The 21,473-nt window shown below is 60.0% G+C and carries 13 protein-coding genes and 1 riboswitch; of the genes, 8 read left to right on the forward strand and 5 right to left on the reverse strand.

Translation table 11 applies throughout. From position 1 onward, the window contains the following. Positions 1–38 precede the first annotated feature (38 nt). Positions 39–1,460: a bifunctional D-glycero-beta-D-manno-heptose-7-phosphate kinase/D-glycero-beta-D-manno-heptose 1-phosphate adenylyltransferase HldE gene (hldE, locus tag J3B00_RS04705; protein WP_209864695.1), complete on the forward strand. Its 1,422-nt coding sequence runs from the start codon at positions 39–41 to the stop codon at positions 1,458–1,460. 175 nt (positions 1,461–1,635) lie between these two features. Here hldE and J3B00_RS04710 read toward each other — a convergent pair whose 3' ends face one another. From J3B00_RS04710 to J3B00_RS04725, 4 genes are all read right to left on the reverse strand, one after another. Further along, a complete protein-coding gene (locus J3B00_RS04710; protein ID WP_209864698.1) occupies positions 1,636–2,598 on the reverse strand; it encodes a metal ABC transporter ATPase in 963 nt (320 codons plus the stop codon). A gap of 37 nt (positions 2,599–2,635) precedes the next feature. Further along, positions 2,636–3,448 (reverse strand): aldo/keto reductase, encoded by an 813-nt coding sequence (locus J3B00_RS04715; RefSeq protein ID WP_209864701.1) that lies wholly within the window; start codon positions 3,446–3,448, stop codon positions 2,636–2,638. Further along, positions 3,445–4,620 (reverse strand): FAD-dependent oxidoreductase, encoded by a 1,176-nt coding sequence (locus tag J3B00_RS04720; protein WP_209864704.1) that lies wholly within the window; start codon positions 4,618–4,620, stop codon positions 3,445–3,447. The genes J3B00_RS04715 and J3B00_RS04720 overlap by 4 nt, the downstream gene beginning before the upstream one ends. Positions 4,621–4,710: 90 nt before the next feature. Further along, on the reverse strand, positions 4,711–5,043 hold the full coding sequence (locus J3B00_RS04725) for a multidrug efflux SMR transporter (protein WP_209864708.1): 333 nt from the start codon (positions 5,041–5,043) through the stop codon (positions 4,711–4,713). 86 nt (positions 5,044–5,129) lie between these two features. Between J3B00_RS04725 and J3B00_RS04730 the strand changes: the two genes are divergently transcribed. From J3B00_RS04730 to J3B00_RS04755, 6 genes are all read left to right on the forward strand, one after another. Then, complete coding sequence (locus tag J3B00_RS04730) at positions 5,130–6,020, forward strand: LysR family transcriptional regulator (RefSeq protein WP_209864711.1); 891 nt, start codon at positions 5,130–5,132, stop codon at positions 6,018–6,020. A 121-nt stretch (positions 6,021–6,141) separates the two neighbouring features. Then, a complete protein-coding gene (gene waaA, locus J3B00_RS04735; RefSeq protein ID WP_209864715.1) occupies positions 6,142–7,413 on the forward strand; it encodes a lipid IV(A) 3-deoxy-D-manno-octulosonic acid transferase in 1,272 nt (423 codons plus the stop codon). 253 nt (positions 7,414–7,666) lie between these two features. After that, entirely contained in the window at positions 7,667–9,814 is a 2,148-nt protein-coding gene (locus tag J3B00_RS04740; RefSeq protein WP_348635929.1) for a type I secretion system permease/ATPase, read from the forward strand. Then, positions 9,811–11,229 carry an HlyD family type I secretion periplasmic adaptor subunit gene (locus J3B00_RS04745; RefSeq protein ID WP_209864718.1) on the forward strand — a complete coding sequence of 473 codons (1,419 nt, stop codon included), beginning with the start codon at positions 9,811–9,813 and terminating at the stop codon, positions 11,227–11,229. Before J3B00_RS04740 ends, J3B00_RS04745 begins: the two co-directional genes overlap by 4 nt. A gap of 100 nt (positions 11,230–11,329) precedes the next feature. Then, entirely contained in the window at positions 11,330–12,091 is a 762-nt protein-coding gene (locus tag J3B00_RS04750; RefSeq protein ID WP_209864721.1) for a hypothetical protein, read from the forward strand. 8 nt (positions 12,092–12,099) lie between these two features. Then, on the forward strand, positions 12,100–17,565 hold the full coding sequence (locus tag J3B00_RS04755; RefSeq protein WP_209864724.1) for a S8 family serine peptidase: 5,466 nt from the start codon (positions 12,100–12,102) through the stop codon (positions 17,563–17,565). 110 nt (positions 17,566–17,675) lie between these two features. Here the strand turns inward: J3B00_RS04755 and J3B00_RS04760 are convergent, their stop codons facing one another. Further along, positions 17,676–19,112, reverse strand: a complete 1,437-nt coding sequence (locus tag J3B00_RS04760) for a TolC family outer membrane protein (RefSeq protein ID WP_209864728.1) — start codon at positions 19,110–19,112, stop codon at positions 17,676–17,678. 161 nt (positions 19,113–19,273) lie between these two features. Then, positions 19,274–19,380: riboswitch (TPP riboswitch) on the forward strand. A gap of 156 nt (positions 19,381–19,536) precedes the next feature. Between J3B00_RS04760 and thiC the strand changes: the two genes are divergently transcribed. Further along, positions 19,537–21,423, forward strand: a complete 1,887-nt coding sequence (gene thiC / locus J3B00_RS04765) for a phosphomethylpyrimidine synthase ThiC (RefSeq protein WP_209864731.1) — start codon at positions 19,537–19,539, stop codon at positions 21,421–21,423. Positions 21,424–21,473: the final 50 nt, after the last annotated feature.

Raw genomic sequence — 21,473 nt, forward strand, 5'->3', positions numbered from 1 at the left:
ATATCCTGCCCCTGTTAATTTATCCATATGGGTTGCCCATGAAGTTGTCCATGCCGCGTTTCGATCAAGCCCCGGTACTGGTGGTCGGCGATGTCATGCTCGACCGCTACTGGCATGGCGGTACTTCGCGTATTTCGCCTGAAGCGCCAGTGCCTGTGGTCAAGGTCGAACAGATCGAAGACCGCCCGGGTGGCGCGGCCAACGTCGCCCTCAACATCGCCGCGCTCGGCGCGCCGGCTTCACTGGTCGGCGTGACCGGCCAGGACGAAGCTGCCGACAGCCTGGCCAACAGCCTGCAAGCGGCGGGCGTGCGCTCGGTGTTCCAGCGCATCGCGCATCAGCCGACCATCGTCAAGTTGCGGGTCATGAGCCGTCACCAGCAGTTGCTGCGTATCGACTTCGAAGAACCGTTCGCCACCGATCCGCTGTCGCTGGGTGAAGAAGTCGAAAAGCTGCTCGACGGGGTCAAAGTGCTGGTCTTGTCGGACTACGGCAAGGGGGCGCTGAAAAACCACCAGAGCCTGGTCCTGGCGGCTCGCGCCAAAGGCATTCCGGTGCTGGCCGACCCCAAGGGCAAGGATTTCTCCATCTACCGTGGCGCCAGCCTGATTACGCCAAACCTCAGCGAGTTCGAGGCTATCGTCGGCCGTTGCACCGATGAGGCCGACCTGGTCGCCAAGGGCCTGCAGTTGATGCAGGAGCTGGACCTGGGCGCCTTGCTGGTGACCCGTGGCGAGCATGGCATGACCCTGCTGCGCGCCGATCATCCGGCCTTGCACCTGCCAGCACGTGCCCGTGAAGTGTTTGATGTCACCGGTGCCGGCGATACCGTGATCTCGACCCTGGCGGCGGCCATTGCGGCCGGTGAAGAGCTGCCGCATGCGGTGGCCCTGGCCAACCTTGCGGCTGGCATCGTGGTAGGCAAGTTGGGTACCGCGGCGATCAGCGCCCCGGAGCTGCGCCGTGCGATCCAGCGCGAGGAAGGTTCCGAGCGTGGTGTGCTGACGATCGATCAGTTGTTGTTGGCCATCGACGATGCGCGGGCTCATAACGAAAAGATCGTGTTTACCAATGGCTGTTTCGACATCCTTCATGCTGGCCACGTGACTTACCTGGAACAGGCACGCGCACAAGGTGATCGCCTGATCGTGGCGGTCAACGACGATGCTTCGGTTAGTCGTCTCAAGGGGCCTGGCCGGCCGATCAACAGTGTTGACCGGCGCATGGCCGTGTTGGCTGGCCTTGGCGCGGTGGATTGGGTTATCAGCTTCGCTGAAGGCACGCCGGAAAACCTGCTGAGCCAGGTCAAGCCGGATGTGTTGGTGAAGGGCGGTGACTATGGCATCGACCAGGTGGTCGGTGCCGATATCGTCGCGGGCTACGGCGGCACGGTGAAGGTTCTCGGCTTGGTGGAGAACAGTTCTACTACTGCTATCGTCGAGAAGATCCGCAAGAACTGAGGCATTGTGGGGTAGGCGGCAGATCTTTTAGTGGCTGTAGGGGCCTCTTCGCGGGGCAAGCCCGCTCCTACAGGATCACCGCCTGTCCCACCGCTGGCGGAGATCCTGTAGGAGCGGGCTTGCCCCGCGAAGAGGCCCGAATTGTCGCCCTAGATGCCGGACCCTCCCGAAACGCTTACTTCTGCAGCGTAGTCCGCGCCCGCTCCAGCAACGCCCGGGCCTTGCCCGTCAGCCGCCGCAAGCGCGAATCAGGCTTGTGCTCGACCAGCCCCTGCTGCCTCACCCAATCCTTCCAGCGAATCCGCTCATCGCGCACCACCCAGCCTTCCTGCTCGGCAAAGCTCTCTGCCAGGTAAACGCCACGAGTGCTGGCCGGCACCAGCGTATCCTTCTTCAGGGTAAACAGCTCTGCCGTCGGCTTGCCCTCTTTGAGCGGCATCAGATACAGGTCTGGCCGCTTGCGGTTGAGCCGCGCCACCAGTTGATCACCTTCGAGCCGCTCATCGACATGAAACAGGCTCAGTGGCTTTGCCTCGCGCGGCACCTGCAAACGCAGGTCATAAATCAGCTGCAACGACGCTGTCGGCAGATGCACGTAGGCCCGTGGCCGCTCAAGCAACTTCAGGTTGCCACAGTGCACAGGCCGCGCAGCACCTGACTGCGGGCTGAGAACAAACGGCGGCGTTTCGCGGTAGTGCAGGGCGGCCGCGTAGGGCGCTGGCAGCCAGGTGTCATTGAAGCGCCCGCCAAGCCAGCCCTCAGGCGTCTCCAGCAGGCACTCTTCGGCGACTTCCTGGATTGCCGTGTGCAGCGGCAGGTTGAGCTCCTGCGCAGGCACGTAGCCGGAGATCAGCTTGAGTACCACATCACCGCGGTCTTGCCGACGCTGGCGAACCAGTACCCAGTAGTCGCGGTTCTGCCAATGCAGGGTCAAGCGTACCGACACGCCAAGGTTGGCCAGCTCGACCACGAACCGTTCACTGTCGGCGACCTGCACGGCCTTGCGCCGCTGCAGGGTCTGGGCGAAGTTCAGCGGCATGCCGATGCTCTGGTAAGTCAGGCCGTCGGGAGTGGCTTCGACATGCAGCGGCAGGGTCTTGAAGTTGCTTGGGTTCTTGCGGATCAGCGTACGCGCCACGTGCCTCCTCCTTGTGCTGGGCAGCCGGCAGGGCAGCTCAAGGCTTGCCCAGGATGCGGGCGACGGTGGCCACGTTATGGGCCAGGTGCACCGGATTGATGGTGCCGACGATAGCACTGCTCACGCCCGGGTGGGAGAACAGCAGTTCGAAACTGGCCTGCACCGGGTCAACACCGGGGGCCAGGCAGACGTGTCCGCTGGCCAGGGCCTTCTTCACCAGGATCGCCTTGCCGTGCTCGGCAGCGTAGTCCAGTACCGGCCGTTCAGCCTGCTCGTTGAGGTTGTAGGTGACCATCGCGCAGTCGCCAAGCTCCAGCGCCTTGAGGCCGCCAGCGGCGGTCTTGCCGGAAAAGCCAAAGCCGAGAATCTTGCCTTCCTGCTTGAGTGCGGCCAGGGTCTGGTAGACCTCTTGCTGCTCGAGGATCGCCAAGTCATTGCCGTCCGAGTGCACCAGCACCAATTCGATACGGTCGGTTTCCAGGCGCTTGAGGCTGCGTTCTACCGACAGGCGCGTATGCGCTGCGCTGAAATCGAAGCGCGACTGGCCGTCATTGAACTCCTCGCCGACCTTGCTGACGATCACCCACTGCTCGCGTTGGCCACGCAGCAGTGGTCCGAGGCGCTCTTCGCTGCGCCCATAGGCCGGCGCGGTATCGATCAGATTGATCCCCAGTTCACGTGCCTGAGCGAGCAACAGGCGTGCCTCGTCATCACCGGGAATGGTGAAGCCGGTCGGGTATTTGACGCCTTGGTCGCGGCCAAGCTTGACCGTGCCCAGCCCCAGCGGCGAAACCGAGAGGCCGGTGCTGCCCAGCGGGCGATGCAGGTGGTGCAGGGTAGGCAGGCTCATGGCAACAGGACCTCCCAGGCAGGCACGCCAAGCGCAGGGCGCGGCAGGTCGGAGAGGTCTGGCTGGGCCGCCGGGCGGATGCCGTCGCGTTCGAGTGCGGCCAGCACGTGGTCGGCGAAGTCCGGCGCGAGGGCCAGCTTGGTCGGCCAGCCGACCAGCAGCCGCTGTTGCTCGGCAAGGAAGGCGTTGTCGGGGCGAACCAGGCCGGACTGCGCGGGTTCGGCGCGGTCGACCCGCAACGTGGCCCAGCGCACCTGGCGCTGGTCGACCCAAGGCAGCAGGTTGGCGATCTCTTTTTGCGCCGCAGCGATCTGTGCGGCTGGCTCGCGGGCGACGCCTTCGGCCTCGGCCAGGTCGCCGCCGAGGTACCACACCCACTGGCCGTCTGCGGCCGGATGGGTAGTGACGGTAATGCGCGGCTTCGGCCCGCCACCCAGGCAATGGGCGTACAGCGGCTTGAGGTTCGGCCCCTTGGCCAGGACCATGTGCAACGGCCGTCGCTGCATGGCCGGCTGGCTCAGGCCCAAGGCGTTGAGCAGGTCTTCGGTGCCAGCGCCAGCGCTCAGCACGATGCGCTGGGCACGAATCTCGCGGCCGTCGACGCGCAGGCCGACCAGTTCGTCGGCCTCGCGCAGCGGCTCGATCCGCTCGCCGGCCAGCAAACTGTCACCGGCAAGTTCAGCCAGGTTGGCGAGCAGGCTCGGCACATCGATGACCAGCTCGGCCAGGCGATAGACCTTGCCCTTGAAGGCGCGGTCCTGCAGGGCCGGCGGCAGATGCTCGCCCTTGACCTGATCAACCCGGCCACGCATCGCCTTGCTGGCAAAAAAACTCGTGACATTGCCCAGCAGGCCGCCCGGCGACCACAGGTAATGGGCGTCGGACAGCAGGCGGACCTTGTCCAGGTTCAGCTCGCCGCTGCCCGCCAGCGCCTCGCGCCAGCGCCGCGGCATATCGGCGATGGCCTCGGATGCACCGGTCAGGCTGCCGTGCAGGGCATATTTGATACCGCCATGAATGATCCCCTGCGACTTGATGGTCTGCTCGCCGCCGAGGCTGGCGCGTTCGACCAGCACCGTCGAGTAACCCTGGCGCCGCAGCCGGGCGTTGAGCCAGAGGCCAGCGACCCCTGCGCCGACGATCAGCACGTCAGTGGAAATGGCAGATGGCATGCGGGTACCTCGAAGACTTGGACAGCTAGTCAGTATACGCCGGGGATACCGTTAATGGACCCGCTGCGGGGTAACAGCCTGTGCCATGGCTCAATGCCCAGCCGTCTTGGAAAACACCTGGATCACCACCACCCCGGCAACAATCATGGCCATGCCGAGCATGGCCGGCACATCCAGCTTCTGCCCATAGATCACCAGCGCGGCGATGCTGATCAGCACGATGCCCAATCCCGACCAGACGGCGTAGGCAATTCCCACCGGAATGGTGCGCACCACCAGGGTCAGCATCCAGAACGCGATCGCGTAGCCGCCGACCATCAGCAGCAGCGGCAGAGGTGTGCTCAAGCCTTTGACCGCTTTCATCGAGGCGGTGGCGATGACTTCGGCGCAGATAGCGATAGCCAGGTAGGTATAAGCGTTCATGGGCAGTTCCTCGGTTTCGTGGCGGGCATTTTAGGTGTTCCCTGGATGCGGTAAAGTCATTACCTATCTATATTGGAGATGGGTTGATGACTCAGTACTGGAACCTTGAGCAGCTGCGTCTGTTCGTCCGCGTGGCCGAGCTGCGCTCGTTCTCTGCGGTCGCCCGCGAGCAGCACAAGGCCCAGTCGGCCGTAAGCAATGCCATCGCGATGCTGGAGACCGACCTCGGCGTGACCTTGTTCGAGCGCAGCAGTGGACGCCAGCCACGCTTGACCGAGCGCGGCGCGGCGTTGCTGGCGGATGCGCGCGAGCTGCTGCGCCAATGCGAGCGACTCGACGGCAGGGCGTTGGCCTTGATGCGTGGCCAGGAAGCCTTGCTGCGAGTGGCCCAGGACGAAGCCATGCCCTATCAGCCGGTGATCGACAGTCTGGACGAACTGGCCAGCCAGTTTCCGTTTCTGCAAGTACAGTTGGCCAGTGCTGCCCAAGGCGACGTGGCGCGCAAGCTGGTCGAGCGGCAGGCCGATCTCGGGCTGTTCTTTCATCACGAGCGCATCCCGGCCTCTTTAGAGCGGCGTACCCTGGGCAGCGTTGAAATGGTCACGGTGTGCGCGGTCGGGCATCCGCTGGCTGGCGAGGAACGGGTCAACCGGCAACAGCTGGCGCGTCATCGCCAGCTGTTGATCACCCCGCAACACAGCGACTACCCGGGCGGCGAGGCGATCAGCCCGCAGATCTGGCGCGCTGACAGTTTCTACGCGATGGCCGAGCTGCTCATGCGTGGCCTGGGCTGGGCGTGGTTGCCGCGGCATGTCGTGCAGTACCCGACGTATCAGACGCAGATGGTCGAACTCGACAGCGAGTGGCGCCCGCCGGCGTTGGTGGTGGAACTCGCCTGGCGCCGTGATCAGCCGTTGGGGCCGGCGGCGCAGTGGCTGGCAGAGCGGTTCGCCGTGCACCTGCGGGCGATTGGTTAGCAGCGCTTTCTAGGTCTTCGTTATTGAGCTCGGCAGCCCCAGCGTATTTGAATCCGGCGCAATTTCACCCGACCTGCTCAAGCCCGCCTTCAACCCTCAATTCCTAGTAAACTTCGCCGCCATGAACAGAACCCTTTATACCCTGCTGTTTCACCTGGCCCTGCCACTGGTTGCGCTGCGCCTGTTCCTGCGTGCGCGCAAAGCCCCGGCCTACGGGCAACGTGTTGGCGAACGCTTCGCCTGCAAGCTGCCGGCCATGCGCCAAGGCGGGATCTGGGTGCATGCGGTGTCGGTCGGTGAAAGCATCGCGGCGGCGCCGATGGTGCGCGCGTTGCTCAAGGCCTACCCGGACCTGCCGATCACCCTGACCTGCATGACGCCGACCGGCTCCGAGCGGATCCAGGCCCTGTTTGCCGACGAGCCGCGGGTGCAGCATTGCTACCTGCCCTACGACCTGCCATGGGCGGCGGGGCGCTTCCTCGATCATGTCCAGCCACGGCTGGGCATCATCATGGAGACCGAGCTGTGGCCCAACCATATTCACCAGTGCGCCAAGCGCGGGATCCCCGTGGCGTTGGCCAATGCCCGGTTGTCGGCCCGTTCCGCACGTGGCTATGGGCGCTTCGCCAAGCTGACCCGGCCGATGCTTGCCGAGATGAGCCTGATCGCCGTGCAGACCGAGACCGAGGCCGAGCGCTTCCGACGCCTCGGCGCGCGGGCTGAGTGCGTGCAGGTTACCGGTTCAATCAAATTCGACCTGAAGATCGACGAGCAGCTATTGCCGCGCGCGCGGCAGCTGCGTGCGCAGTGGGGCGCGATGCAGCGTCCGGTATGGATTGCCGCCAGTACCCACGAAGGCGAGGATGCGCTGATATTGCAGGCCCATCGGCAGGTGCTGGAGCGGCATGCTGATGCGTTGTTGATCCTTGTGCCGCGTCATCCCGAGCGGTTCAACACGGTGCATGAGTTGTGCCGCGAACAGTTCGCCACGGTGCGGCGCTCTTGCGCTGAGGCGGTCAGCAGCGAGACCCGTGTGCTGCTCGGTGACACCATGGGCGAGTTACTATTCCTCTATGCGTTAGCCGACATCGGCTTTGTCGGCGGCAGCCTGGTTGCCACCGGTGGGCACAATCCGCTGGAGCCAGCGGCGCTGGCATTGCCGGTGATCATGGGGCCGCATGTGTTCAACTTCCTCGAAATCAGCGCGATGTTGCGTGATGCCGGAGCGTTGCAGTCGGTGGATGATGGCCAGGGCCTTGCGCTGGCGGTGTGCCGGCTGGTGGAGGCCCCGCAGGAAGCGCGGCGCATGGGCGAGGCGGGCAGGGCGGTGATGCAGGCCAATCAGGGTGCGTTGCAACGCCTGCTGGAGGGATTGGGCTCTTTGTTGAAGTGAACGACACCGAATGCTATTCAATGAGCATTCAAAGTCGAGCATACGCAAGCTAATAGTTTGAGCTTCAACTGTAAGTTGGCGTCATGAATCCTACACGCAAAGCTGCAGGTTTTTATGTGGGGGTTAAGTATTTCCTACAAAGTTAATGTGATTGTCGGAACCGTCCTTCAAAATTTCCGGGCAGCGTACTACATAATTTCTGATTGATCAGCACTACGATTCCTCATGTCCCCAATCGCATGAGGTGTTTGTTGTGTCGAGGCCTTCTGCTCGTGAAGAGCGCCCGGAAATTGACAGCGGACTAGCCTGCCTGGTCATGGTGGCGCGCTTCCATGATGTGGTCGCTTCTCCTGAACAGCTTATCCATGGCTTTGCATCAAGGGGAGAATCTTTTTGCGTCTCCCTGATGCTTCGTGCCCTGTCGGAACTTGGCCTTAAAGCGAAAGCGCGAAGCGTGCAACTCGAGCGTTTGAAGTTCGTACCCCTGCCCGCAATCGCCTCAGATGCCAAAGGAGGGCACTTCATCATCGCCCGCTTTGATGGCGAGCGAGCGCTGATTCAAGACCCGCGGGTAGCGTCCCCACAAACCCTGACATTGGAGGCACTGGCGGAACGCTGGGGCGGCGAGTTGATCATGGTGCGTTCCGATGCTCTGCTGTCCGCAGGTGTAGGTCGGTTCGACCTTACCTGGTTTGTCCCAGCGGTCGTGAAGTATCGAAAGATGCTGGGTGAAGTCCTGATGGTATCCCTTGTAATTCAGGTACTTGCATTGTTGACCCCGCTTTTTTTTCAAGTGGTTATGGACAAGGTGTTAGTGCATCGTGGGTTGACCACGTTGAATGTTATTGCACTGGGTTTACTATTCGTGATCCTTTTCGAAAGTCTGCTCAGCGGCCTACGCACCTATATCGCAGCACACACAGCGTCCCGGATCGACGTTGAGTTGGGTGCGAAATTATTTAAGCATTTGATAGGTCTGCCGCTCGCTTATTTTCATGCACGACGGGTCGGTGATTCTGTGGCCCGAGTGCGAGAACTGGAGAACATCAGAAGTTTTCTCACCGGCAATAGCATTACGCTTATTCTGGATGTCCTGTTCAGCATAGTATTTATCTCGGTGATGTTCCTCCATAGCGGCTGGTTGACGTTGCTGGTCGTGGCATCCCTGCCGCTCTATTTCCTGGTGTCATTGATCGTCACGCCATTACTGCGTGCACGGCTTGATCAAAGTTTCCAGCGCGGCGCGGAGAACCAGGCGTTCCTGGTTGAGGCCGTAAATGGCATCGATACGCTGAAGTCTATGGCGGTGGAGCCCCAAGTCACTCGACGTTGGGACAACCAATTGGCAGCCTACGTTGCCGCCAGCTTCAAGACACAGAACCTGTCCAATCTTGCAAACGAGAGCGTGGCGCTGATCGGCAAATTGGTGACGGTGGGTACATTGTGGCTGGGCGCCCGACTCGTGATTGATGGTGAACTGACAGTCGGCGAGCTGGTTGCCTTCAATATGCTCGCTGGCCGGGTGTCTCAACCGATCATGCGCTTGGCACAATTGTGGACGAGTTTTCAGCAGACAGGCGTTTCCATCCAGAGGCTGGGCGACATTCTCAATACCCGCACTGAGTCGTCCAGTGGCCAGGGAACGCTGATGCCTTCCATAGAAGGTCGTATAGAGCTCGAGAAGGTCTGCTTTCGCTATCGCCCTGACGCCAGTGAAGTCCTGCGCGATGTCAGTGTGAAAATCTCTGCTGGCGAAGTAATCGGTATCGTCGGCAGATCAGGCTCGGGGAAAAGCACGCTAACGCATCTGATGCAGCGGCTGCACTCGCCGGAGCGGGGTCGGGTTTTGTTGGATGGCGCTGACCTTGCGATGGTCGACGTGGCCTCTCTGCGTCGACAGATTGGAGTGGTACTGCAGGAGAACATGCTCTTCCGGCGCAGTGTCCGCGATAATATTGCGTTCGTGAACCCTGGTGCGCCCCTTGAGGAGGTCATCGATGCTGCGAAACTGGCGGGCGCTCATGACTTTATCCTTGCGCTGCCTAATGGGTACGAAACCCTGATCGGCGAGCACGGTGCCAGCCTTTCAGGTGGACAGCGCCAACGCATCGCAATAGCCCGCGCGTTGCTGGGTAATCCGCGAATTTTGATCTTCGATGAGGCGACCAGCGCGCTGGACTATGAGTCGGAGCGCATCATCCAGGAGAACATGGCGCGTATCTGCGCACAGCGTACGGTCATCATCATCGCGCATCGATTATCCGCCGTACGCTATGCCGACCGCATTGTGGTGATGGAGTGCGGGCAGATTGTCGAGCAAGGGGCGCATGACGAATTGCTGAGGAATCCGCAGGGTGTGTACGCCTATTTGTACCGCCTGCAACTCGGTACTGCTGCATGAGCGGCTCAATGGCCGACCTGATAGAACGCTACCGCGAAGCTTGGCGAGGAGCCTGGCGCCAGCGCCGGAGGCTGGAAGGGACGCCGCGCGAAAAGGACGAGCTGGCATTTCTGCCAGCAGCTCTGGCTATGCAGGAAACGCCGGTGCATCCCCTGCCACGTATCGTGCAATGGATTTTACTGACCCTCATTGGCTTGGCATTGCTCTGGGGATGCCTGGGAGAAGTCGATGTTGTCGCCACCGCCGAGGGCAAAATTGTACCCAGCGGTAGAAGCAAGCAGATCCAAGCCAGTGAAGTAGCGGTGATTCAAGCAATTCATGTAATTGACGGGCAGCGGGTGCGCAAAGGCGATTTGCTTATTGAGCTGGAAAATCAGATGACAGCGGCGGACGTCAGCCGTCTGAGCAGCGAGTTGATGGCGGCAAAGGTCGACCAAGCCCGTGCTTCCAGCCTGTTGCTCGCGCTCGAAAGTCAAGATCAGCCGGGATCCATGGCAGCACTCATTCCACATGCCTCGCCGGCCCAGCAGGTGGCGGCGCAACGCTGGGTTCAGGGGCAATATCTGGAGTTGCAGGCAACACTCGAACAAGTCGATGCCGAGATCGCTCAACGCGCGGCCGAAATCCGTTCGGCAACCGCTCGTGTCAGGGCTCTCGATCAGTTACTGGTTATTACCCGCCAGCTCACGGCCGACTACAAGCTGTTGTTTGATGAGGCGGCGGTTGCCAAACACACCTATTTGGAGAAGCAGCAGATTCGACTTGAGCAGGAGAGAGAACTCACCATCCAGCGTTCCAGATTGGACGAGTTAAACGCCGCAAGACTTGCTGCTCAGCATCGTCGGGCGGGGGTCATTGCCCAGGTACGGCGCGCCATGCTCGATCTCGGCGGAGAGTCACAGCGGCGTATAGCAGGGGTAGGACAGGAACTTAGCAAGGCGCATCAACGCCATCGGCTCAAAACCCTGACATCTCCTGTGGACGGGACGGTCCAGCAGCTGGCTGTGCATACCGAGGGTGGTGTGGTCACCTCCGCACAGACGCTAATGGTGATAGTGCCTTCAGAGCAACCTGTAGAAGTCGAGGTATGGGTAGAGAACAAGGACATCGGCTTTGTATTTCCCGGACAGGCTGTAGAAGTAAAGGTCGAGACCTTCACCTTTACCAAATATGGCGTGGTGCCGGGTGTTGTTCAGACGTTGTCGAATGACGCGATTGAAGATGAACGACGTGGGTTGGTATACAGCGCCCGGATTCAACTCGCTAATGATGTGATGCGCGTGGGCGAGCGGGACATGCCGCTGTCGGCCGGTATGGCTGTACGTGCTGAGGTGATTGTAGATCGGCGAAAAATCATAAGTTATTTCCTGAGTCCTCTGCAGCGGCATGTCAGTGAAAGTTTGGGTGAGCGCTAGTGCCTCGGTAAAGGCTTCGTCGGTCCGCGACTATCAAGCTATCGAGGTTGAGCGTTGAGAATAACTCAGGCGTGCGCGAGCAAGCGAGAGGGTACGAAATATGTTTATTAAAAGAATTGTCTGTCGCCTCTATGCGGTGTCATGGGGTGTGTTGAGGATTTTTAGCTTTGTTCTGCTATCTATTTATGGCGTTGTCATTGCTCTTGGTATTTGGCACGGAGAGCCTTGGGTGCCTCGGGAGAAAGCTGAAGTTGATCCGATAGTGTGTGGGAGAATGTCGGGAGTCGTATACCAATTTCCCCGCTTATATTTTCCTTTCTGGCCAGAGTACGAAGGGAAAAGTTCATTTGACCCTGACTTCGGTAGCAATAAGAAGGGGTGTAAAGCTAATTTCTCATCTATTTTTTTATCGATGAGTTGGCCTGCTCTGTCTCCTGCTGATGATAGTTGGGTGTTTCGTCAGGGGCTTGAGCACGAGGGGTTATTAGTTTCGATGTCTCCAATTGTTGCTAGAGAGGGAGACTTACGTAATACGCTGGATTGGCTGCTAGGTAAGCCGGTTCAGGAGGTGCTTGCTAATACGGCATATGATGAAGTTGCAAAGCTGTATCGGGTTGAGATGCATGATCGTGTGTTTGAGGATAATAAAAAGCTCATTTATTGGGGTGATAGTCTTGAAGAAGTCACTTCGGTAGGTTTCTGCGATTGGCGCCCGCGCGAGCCTAATTACTATTCATGCCATATGAGCTATGTCGTCTTTGGTGATGTGCTAGTGGAGGTGATTATGCGCCCCGATAAGCTGGGTTCATGGTCGTTGATTATGCAGTCATTAAAAGACTTTTTGGTGGAAAGTAGGAAATGAGGTGACCTATGTCTGGTTTGGTTGTGGAAGATGTTAATAGAGCGCGCAGGACCTTTGAGTCGGAAGGTGCCGCGGCAATGTACGACTACCTTGCAGGGAAGGGAGATCGTTATGCACTACTCGCCAATGGTGTCGCTAAAGGCAACTCGATAGCTGGCCTGGCTGCAATAGGGTTCATGAAAAGGACTGAAGAAGATGCTGGGCGCCCTATGCAGCAGGTCGATGTTGAACAGGTGCGGCTTAACATGGCTAAGGCCTACCTTGATTTATTGGAGGCTAAGGCCAGTAATGGGAAGCTCAGTACTGAACTCAGTCACAAGGAGGTTTGGGACTTTCATAGTAAGGTGTTTGAGAGGTTGGGGCGATCGAAAGACGCGTGGACGCTTAATTCTGTATTCGAACTGATCGCGCCTGAATCGCGTGAAGCGTATTGGCAAACAGTACTTCGAGCAGCCGGAAGTCCAGCAAGCGAGCTTTGGTTGTCCATTCAAACTGATAGCAGTGTGTCTAACTCCACGGCCTTGGCTCCGGAGCACCTACGTCCCGTTGCGAGATATTGGAAAGCGCGCATAGATTCGCCAGAAGGTGTTGCGTCTTTCATATTTTCCCTGGCCGAGTCAACAGGAAAAGGCATCGCAAGCGTAATCTCCGATTTTATTGATTCGGAAGGAAGTGAGCCTCCGAGCTCATCGTTGAAGATAGACATCACGCCCGCGACCGGATCCAGCCGCTACCTGATGGGTGAAGACGACTTCCGCAACAATGTCTCCAATGGTTTCGTCGACCGGAACCTCACCCACAGTATCGCCTTCACTGACAAAACCCTCGATAACACGGACTTCACTTCCGCTCAGATAGGCAGCCTAACCACAGGCGGCATTCGTCCCGGGGAACTACAACTTGACCCGAACGTGCGCCCCAACCAGCATTTGGCCCAATTTTACCGTGATGGCAGCGAGGAGCCCGATTTCAGCTTGCGCAATGCGGTGGTGCTCAACGGGCTCGCGGCGATGACCACGGTAAATACCTTCGTCGACCCGCTGCTACTCGATCTGAGCGGTGAGGGGGTCGGTCTGACGGGAATCGAAGAAGGTGTGCTGTTTGATGTAGATAACAGCGGTTCATTGCGCCGCACGGGCTGGGCTGACAGGAAGACCGGCATGCTGGTGCACGACGATGGCACAGGGCTGGTCAGCAACATCAGCCAGCTGTTTTCCGAGTACTACGGTGGCAAGGCCGGTAGTGACGCAAACGCGGGCGAGACGCCATTCAAGGATGGCTTCGCCGCGCTAGCGAGTGTGGATGCCAATAGCGATGGCGCAATCAATTTCGAAGACCCCATCTGGTCGCAGTTGAAAGTATGGGTCGATGGCAATCATGACGGACGCGCGGATGCCGGTGAGCTCAAGGCACTACAAGAACACGGCATTACACAGATCAGGCATGGCCAGATCGAGCCGGTGGGAGAAGTGCGTCAAGGTAACCAGGTAATCTCCCGCGGGGCATTTACACTCAATGGGGCGGATCGGGAAATACTGGCGGTCAAGTTTCTCGCCGATACCGTCAGCAATCAGCTCGAGCCTCTAGAGGGTGGCACTTTGCTGACTTCGGCGAGCGGACCGACGTCTCGTCGCGCTTATATAAGCCAGAACCGCGCGGGCACTGCTCTGGATGCCTCCTTGCTCGGGGTGGATACCGTGTACGGTGCGGTAGGCGATGATGTCCTGACGGCTGCTCCCGCCGGTAGTTGGCTCATTGGTGGCGGTGGCAGCAACACCTACGTTGGAGGGATTGGCGACGACGTCTTTGTGGTCAGTGCCAGCGATGATCAGGCGAACATCCGAGGCAATGGCGGGCGTGATACAGCATTGATTGTAGGCGAGCAGGGCGTTGGGCTGAACATGGCAAAGGCCGGACTGAGCGTTGTGCAGGGCGGCAGGGGTAGAGACATTATTGCTAGCGGTGGCCAGCGCGGTGTGTTCATCAAGGGCGGTTCGGGTGACAGCCTGCTGATCGGTGGTGGTGGTAACGATGTGCTGGTCGGTGGCGTTGGCCGCAATAACATCATCGGCGGTACCGGCAAGTCTGTGATTTACGCAGGCCCCAAAGGTGATCGCATCCAAGCTTCGGCAGGAGGCAGTATCATTTATGCCGGCGGGGGCGCGGACTTGATCACCGGTAGTGCTGCCGATGATGTGATTGAAGCCGGGCGAGGCGACGCCACGATCAATGGTGGTGAAGGGGTCGACCTGGTCAAGCTCCACGGTACCCACGATGAATACCTCATCACTCGCACGGCGTCCGGGTTCCAGATTTCGGACACGGTGCCAAAACGGGATGGCCGCCTCACTCTCAGCAACATCCAGAATTTGGGTTTCGCTGACATTGCGTCTATAGACCTGTTGGCCCCGGCCGCCATGCCGATCAGCGATACACTGGGTATGGAACAGATGGCCTCGTTCACCGTAGGCGAAGCGGATTTTACGATACCCGCTGCGGTGCTGTTGGAAAATGATCAGCTGCTAGCGAGTGCTGGTGCACTGCGTATCGCTACGGTCACCCAGGCGAGGGGCGCGATTGTTCATCTCGACGAACAAGGCAACGTGCGAGTAGCACCTTTGCACGGACACGTGGGAAATATCAGTTTTCGCTATGACGTGGTGGACGGCAGTGGAAATCCTTCGTTGTTGATTCAGGATGTGGTCAGTGGCGCATCCGCACCATTGCGAGCGTTGGTAACCCTACGCAACGAGCAATCTCCTTCGGATCCTCTGGTGCCACGCCAGTGGTATCTGGGTGAAATCGACGTCCAGCCGATCTGGGCGGACTACACCGGCAAAGGTATAAGGATTGGCCAGTTCGAACCCGGAGGCGAGTTCGCCGTTGCACCGGAAATCCTTGATATCCAGCATCCAGATCTGCAAGAGAATATCGACTCCGTATGGCTACAAACTCAGCGCAATAACCGCACCTTGCCTGCGCTGGCATCAAATCATGCAACTCAGGTTGCAGGCGTCATGGTTGGCGCCCGAAATGGCCAGGGTGGAATTGGCATCGCTTACGACTCAACCATTGGCGGTCATTACCTGGCCAACAAAGGCGACGATCTGACAAGCCTAGGACAGATGGTCGGCTATGACATTGCCAACAATAGTTGGGGATTCTCCAACGACTTCGCATTGGGCAACGTTCAGGACGGTTCCATTAGCACTGCGCTCGCCCTGGCCTCGACCGCGCGCCTGGCGGCTACCAATGGTCGTGGCGGGCTGGGGACGATCATTGTCGCTGCCGGAGGCAACCAGCGCGACAAGGGCGGCAGTGCACAGGGTTCGCTGATCAACAATAGCCGATACGCGATCGAGGTTGGTGCTATCAATGCCAAGCCGGACTTATCGGTCTTGCAGGTTGCGGCCTCGCCATTCTCCAACCCAGGCGCCAGCTTACTTGTGTCGGCGCCTGGTAGCCACGTTCTGTCAAGCAGCCTTGCCCTCGAGGCAGAACGTGGCGCGGCTGTCGGCAGTGCCTACAGCACGACCCAAGGCACCAGCTTCGCCGCGCCGATTGTATCCGGGGTGGTCGCGTTGATGCTTCAGGCTAATCCGGCTCTTGCCTACCGTGACGTCCAGCAGATACTTGCGCTGTCGGCACGCATGGTCGAAGACCCTTCGACCGATTGGTCGCAAAACGCTGCTCGTAGTTGGAATGGCGGGAGTATGCATGTCAGTCACGATTATGGTTTCGGCATGATTGACGCCCGCGCAGCCGTACGCATTGCCGAGTCCTGGCATGGTCAGGCGACCAAGGCTAATGAAGGATTGGTTTTCGCACAGAGCGAGAATAAGCCTCAAGAACTGGCCGCAGGTCAAGTCGCGACGCTATCGCTGAGCATGGGCGCAGGGGTGCAAGTGGAACACGTGGAAATTGATATCCATGCCGTTGTCACACGCCTCGGCGACCTTACGCTTACGCTGATATCCCCTAGCGGCACACGGAGTGTGCTGGTGGACCGTGCAGGTAAAGCGCCAGGGTCTTCTGACGATGATCTCGGCAATACCCGCACGGGCGAGTTCAAGTACGGATTCATGTCGACTCGTCATCGTGGCGAAGGCTCGGAGGGAGTGTGGTCGCTCGAGGTCCGCAATGCCGATAACGGAATGCCGCTGGCGCTGAACCGATGGGCAGTGCGCCTGAGTGGCAGTCCGACTACCTCGAATGACACCTACCACTTTACCGACGAGTATGCGCTTGTCGCAGCCGGGAGTCCGGGACGGGCGCTGCTTGACGATGCGGTGAGTGGCACTGTGGGCGGACGCAATACCCTCAATGCTGCCGCTGTCAGCGGGGCCGTAGCTGTGGATCTGGGCACGGGCATGGCGACCATTGCCGGCGCCGGACTGACAATCGCGCCGGGCTCGTTACACAATCTGATCAGTGGTGACGGTGACGACACGCTCATCGCTGGCCCAGAGCGGGCACTGCTGGACGCTGGGCGCGGCCGTAACCGACTGGTGGGTGGAGCTGGTGCGGACCTGTATGTGATACATCGGCGCAGTGCTGGCGTAGATGTGCTGGAGAACTTTGAAGTCGATCGCGAGTTCATTGATCTGGTGGGTTTCAGCGGCAAGCAGTTCAGCGACCTGCAGATGCGGCAAGAGGGCTCAGCGGTGATGATTGTGCTGGGAGACGGACAGGTACTGAAGGTGGCTGATCGGGCATTGGCCGATTTGCGGCCTGAACACTTTCGTTTCAAGGATACCTTCTCTGCCCCAGCGGACTTTTTCGATATTGAAGGTTCCGGCGGTCCGGCTGGGCCGTCCGATGGAACCGTACTGTTGAGCGGTGGCAGCGATGGCTTCCTCTTCGGCCCTGACCAGACGGGGCAACTCGTCGCTTCACTCGCTGGCAAGGTGTATTCAGCCGAGGGTACCGCCGCCAGTGTCTTCGTAGTCGCCAGACAGGAGGGGGTCGATAACTACAAAAATGTACTGCGTGGCTTCAGACATGGCATTGACAGGATTGACCTTGGCCAGCTTGGAGTCAGCCGTTTCGAGGAGCTTGAGATCAGCAAGGTGTACCGGGCAATGTTAAACGAGGTCGCTCAGATTCACGGCGTTACAGTAAAGGCGAGCCAGTTGGCTGGGCATGACAAGTCGGTGCAACTGCTGTACCTGGATTCACTCGAGGTGGCTCAGGTGACGCGCGAAGATTTTATCTTCGCGCAACCAGCCCTTGTCACGAGTCAGGAGTCCAACGTTCGCGACACAGGTGTACCTCAAATGCCGGCCTTTGCGGGGAATGCCAGCCTAGTCGATCCGGTTAGCACCATGTCGGTCCAGCCATACAGCCGACCTCTACCAAATCTTGCCAATCTCATCGACGCGATGGCTGGATTCGAACCGTCAACGGCCTTTGCATCGATATACGATGACGTGCCTTACATGCACTCGCAATCGACAATTGCCGTCGCTGCTTGATTCTTTGGGCTTACCGGTGCCGGCCTCTTCGCAAGTAAACCCGCTCCTACAGGGATTCACGCCAAACCTGGAGCGGGCTTCCCCGCGAAGCGGCCGGAACCGCCAAGCGATCAGGGCCGGCGTTCGAAATTCTTCGCGGCGGCGGCGGCCAGATCCGGTGGCAGGAAGTCCTTGTCCGGGTTGTAGTCGGCCTTCAGATACCGCCCCAGGTCCTGCAAGTCTTGTGGGCTCAGGGTCCCGGCCGCCTGCTTCAGGCGCAGGTTGTCGAGGATGTAGTCATAGCGGCTGTTGTTGTAGTCGCGCACCGAGGTGTACAGCTGGCGCTGTGCATCGAGCACGTCGACGATGTTGCGCGTGCCGACCTGATAGCCGATCTCGGTCGCTTCCAGCGCGCTCTGGTTAGAGATGATCGACTGCTTGCGCGCCTGCACCTGCTCGACATCGGTGTTCACCGCACGGTGCAGGTTACGGGTGTTTTCCACCACCTGGCGACGCAGGCTCTCGCGCTGTTGTTCACTCTGGCTCAGGCGCTGATAGGCCTCACGCACTTGCGAGCTGGTCAGGCCGCCACTGTAGATCGGGATGTTCAATTGCAGGCCAATGCTGGTCTGTTCAACATCGCCGCCATAGCGTATGCCAGCCTGAGGCGCCGGGTTGGTGAAGCCGAGGCTGTCGTTGTCGCCCTTCTGGTAACGCGCGACGGCATCAACGGTCGGCGCATGGCCGGCCTTGCGCTGGCGCAGGGTCTCTTCGGCGGCGTCGACGGCGTAGTTGGTCGCTTGCAGGTTGAGGTTCTGCCGTGCGGCAGTCTCGACCCAGGTCTTGGCGTCGTTGGGTGACGGCACCTGGATCGGCAGGCTGTGGACCACGCCCTGCAACGCGCCATATTCGCGGTTGGTCAGGGTGACCAAGGCTTCGAAGGCATCCTGCACCTGGCGCTCGGCAATGATCCGGTTGGCCCGGGCCGTGTCGTAGCTGGCCTGCGACTGGAGCACGTCGGTCTTGTCGGAAAGACCGACATCGAAACGCTCGTTGGACTGGTCAAGTTGGCGCTTGAACGCCGACTCCTCGGCCTTGGTCGAGGCCAGATTGTCCTGGGCACGGAGCACTGCAAAGTAGTTCTCAGCGCTTTGCAGGATCAGATTCTGTTCAGTGGCCGACAGCTCCAGCGCGGCCTGCTCGTTGACCGCTTCTGCTGCCTGCAACTGAAACCAGCGGTCGGCGCGGAAGATCGGCTGCGAGAGGGTCGCGCTCCACGAATTGCCGCTGCGGTTGGAGGTGATCGCCGGTTCGTCGAGCTTGGTCCGGGTGTTCATCATCTCGGCCCCGGCCGACAGGTTCGGCAGCAAGCCGGCCCGCGCCTGCGGCACCACTTCACGGCGGGCGCCGTAGTCGGCACGGGCGGCGGCGAGGTCGGCGTTGTTGCTGGCCGCCTCGTGGTAAACGCTGACCAGGTCGGTTTTCACCGTCATGGGTACATCTGCCGCCCATACCACTCCGTTGGACGCACAAGACACGGCAATCGCCAGTGAGAGTTTGCGCAGCATAGGGCAATCCTTGTACGAGTTTTAATTACTGAACTGTTGAGTTTCGAGCGATGGGCCAGTGTAGTGCCGCGCGCGGCCGGCAACAATCCATTGCTCGCGCCTTTCATCAATCTGGATTACAGCACCCTTGGCTTCGGCTGCCACTCCAGTCTAGACTGCGCATGTTCTTGTCGGGGTGCCTTGAAGCAAAGGCTGAGATCGCAAAGTTGCGGATCCCGTTGAACCTGATCAGGTTAGCGCCTGCGTAGGGAACAAGATTTCTCGCTTTCCCGGCGAGTCTCTTGTGTCAGGTCCGGGATTTGTCGAGCAGCGCACCACGCTCATGGCACTCCAGGTATCCGGCACTGCACCCATCATGGGGTGCGTCCGCGTCGTTCAGGTTCTCCCCGACATTCCGCCGCTAGGAAGCCGTCTGGAGCCTGTGATGACCAAACAAGAAAAAGCGATCAACCTCAGCGAATCGGCGCAAGTCGATCAGCAGTCCGTGCAACCCTTCACCCGTTCGCGCAAGATTTATGTCGAAGGCTCGCGCCCCGACATTCGCGTACCCATGCGCGAAATCAGCCTCGACGACACCCCCACTGACTTCGGCGGCGAAATCAACGCGCCGGTGCTGGTCTATGACACCTCGGGGCCGTACACCGACCCTGAGGTCATCATCGACGTGCGCAAGGGCCTGGGTGATGTGCGCTCGGCCTGGATCGATGATCGCGGCGACACCGAGCGCCTCGCCGGCCTGAGCTCGAACTTCGGCCAGCAGCGCCTGAGCGACGCCGAGCTGACCAAGCTGCGCTTTGCCCATGTGCGCAACCCGCGCCGGGCCAAGGCCGGCGCCAACGTCTCGCAGATGCACTACGCGCGCCAGGGCATCATTACCGCCGAGATGGAATACGTCGCCATCCGCGAGAACATGAAGCTGCAGGAAGCCCGCGCCGCTGGCCTGCTCGACCAGCAGCATGCCGGCCACAGTTTTGGCGCGAGCATTCCCAAGGAGATCACCCCCGAGTTCGTTCGCGAAGAGGTTGCCCGCGGCCGCGCGATCATCCCGGCCAACATCAACCACACCGAACTCGAGCCGATGATCATCGGCCGCAACTTCCTGGTGAAGATCAACGGCAACATTGGCAACAGCGCCCTCGGCTCCTCGATCGAGGAAGAAGTGGCCAAGCTGACCTGGGGTATTCGCTGGGGTTCGGACACGGTCATGGACCTGTCCACCGGCAAGCACATTCATGAAACACGTGAGTGGATCATCCGCAACTCGCCGGTGCCGATCGGTACCGTGCCGATCTACCAGGCCCTGGAAAAGGTTGGCGGCGTTGCCGAAGACCTGACCTGGGAGCTGTTCCGCGACACCCTGATCGAACAGGCCGAGCAGGGCGTGGACTACTTCACCATTCATGCCGGCGTGCTCCTGCGCTATGTGCCGCTGACCGCCAAGCGCGTCACCGGTATCGTCAGCCGCGGTGGCTCGATCATGGCCAAATGGTGCCTGGCGCACCACAAAGAGAACTTCCTCTACACCCATTTCGACGAAATCTGCGAAATCATGAAGGCCTACGACGTCAGCTTCTCGCTGGGCGATGGCCTGCGTCCGGGGTCGATCGCCGACGCCAACGACGCTGCCCAGTTCGGTGAACTGGAGACCCTTGGCGAGCTGACCAAGATCGCCTGGAAGCACGACGTGCAGTGCATGATCGAAGGCCCTGGCCACGTGCCGATGCAGTTGATCAAGGAGAACATGGACAAGCAGTTGGAGTGCTGCGACGAGGCGCCGTTCTATACCCTCGGCCCGCTGACCACCGACATCGCCCCCGGCTACGACCACATCACCTCGGGTATCGGTGCGGCAATGATCGGCTGGTTCGGTTGCGCCATGCTCTGCTACGTGACGCCCAAGGAACACCTGGGCTTGCCGAACAAGGACGACGTCAAGACCGGCATCATCACCTACAAGATCGCCGCGCATGCCGCCGACCTTGCCAAGGGCCACCCCGGCGCGCAGATTCGTGACAATGCGCTGTCCAAGGCGCGCTTCGAATTCCGCTGGCAGGACCAGTTCAACCTCGGTCTGGACCCGGACACCGCGCGTGCATTCCACGACGAGACCCTGCCCAAGGAATCGGCCAAGGTCGCCCACTTCTGCTCGATGTGCGGGCCGAAGTTCTGCTCGATGAAAATCACCCAGGAAGTCCGTGAGTACGCCGCCAACCAGCGCATCGAAGCGGTGGATGTGTCGGTTGCCGAGGGCATGCGCGAGCAGGCCGAGCGGTTCCGCCAGGAAGGCAGCCAGCTGTACCAGAAAGTCTGATGTAACGCGGGGCCGCAGTGCGGCCCTTTCGCGACACAAGGCCGCTCCCG

The sequence above is a fragment of the Pseudomonas sp. BP8 genome, from assembly GCF_017875955.1.
Lineage (GTDB): Bacteria > Pseudomonadota > Gammaproteobacteria > Pseudomonadales > Pseudomonadaceae > Aquipseudomonas.

Bases quoted from the DNA above. Each gene is read 5' to 3' on its own strand.
- hldE (WP_209864695.1), top strand. From the start codon at position 39: ATGAAGTTGTCCATGCCGCGTTTCGATCAAGCCCCGGTACTGGTGGTC.
- J3B00_RS04715 (WP_209864701.1), bottom strand. From the start codon at position 3,448: ATGAGCCTGCCTACCCTGCACCACCTGCATCGCCCGCTGGGCAGCACC.
- J3B00_RS04720 (WP_209864704.1), bottom strand. From the start codon at position 4,620: ATGCCATCTGCCATTTCCACTGACGTGCTGATCGTCGGCGCAGGGGTC.
- J3B00_RS04725 (WP_209864708.1), bottom strand. From the start codon at position 5,043: ATGAACGCTTATACCTACCTGGCTATCGCTATCTGCGCCGAAGTCATC.
- J3B00_RS04730 (WP_209864711.1), top strand. From the start codon at position 5,130: ATGACTCAGTACTGGAACCTTGAGCAGCTGCGTCTGTTCGTCCGCGTG.
- waaA (WP_209864715.1), top strand. From the start codon at position 6,142: ATGAACAGAACCCTTTATACCCTGCTGTTTCACCTGGCCCTGCCACTG.
- J3B00_RS04745 (WP_209864718.1), top strand. From the start codon at position 9,811: ATGAGCGGCTCAATGGCCGACCTGATAGAACGCTACCGCGAAGCTTGG.
- J3B00_RS04750 (WP_209864721.1), top strand. From the start codon at position 11,330: ATGTTTATTAAAAGAATTGTCTGTCGCCTCTATGCGGTGTCATGGGGT.
- J3B00_RS04755 (WP_209864724.1), top strand. From the start codon at position 12,100: ATGTCTGGTTTGGTTGTGGAAGATGTTAATAGAGCGCGCAGGACCTTT.
- J3B00_RS04760 (WP_209864728.1), bottom strand. From the start codon at position 19,112: ATGCTGCGCAAACTCTCACTGGCGATTGCCGTGTCTTGTGCGTCCAAC.
- thiC (WP_209864731.1), top strand. From the start codon at position 19,537: ATGACCAAACAAGAAAAAGCGATCAACCTCAGCGAATCGGCGCAAGTC.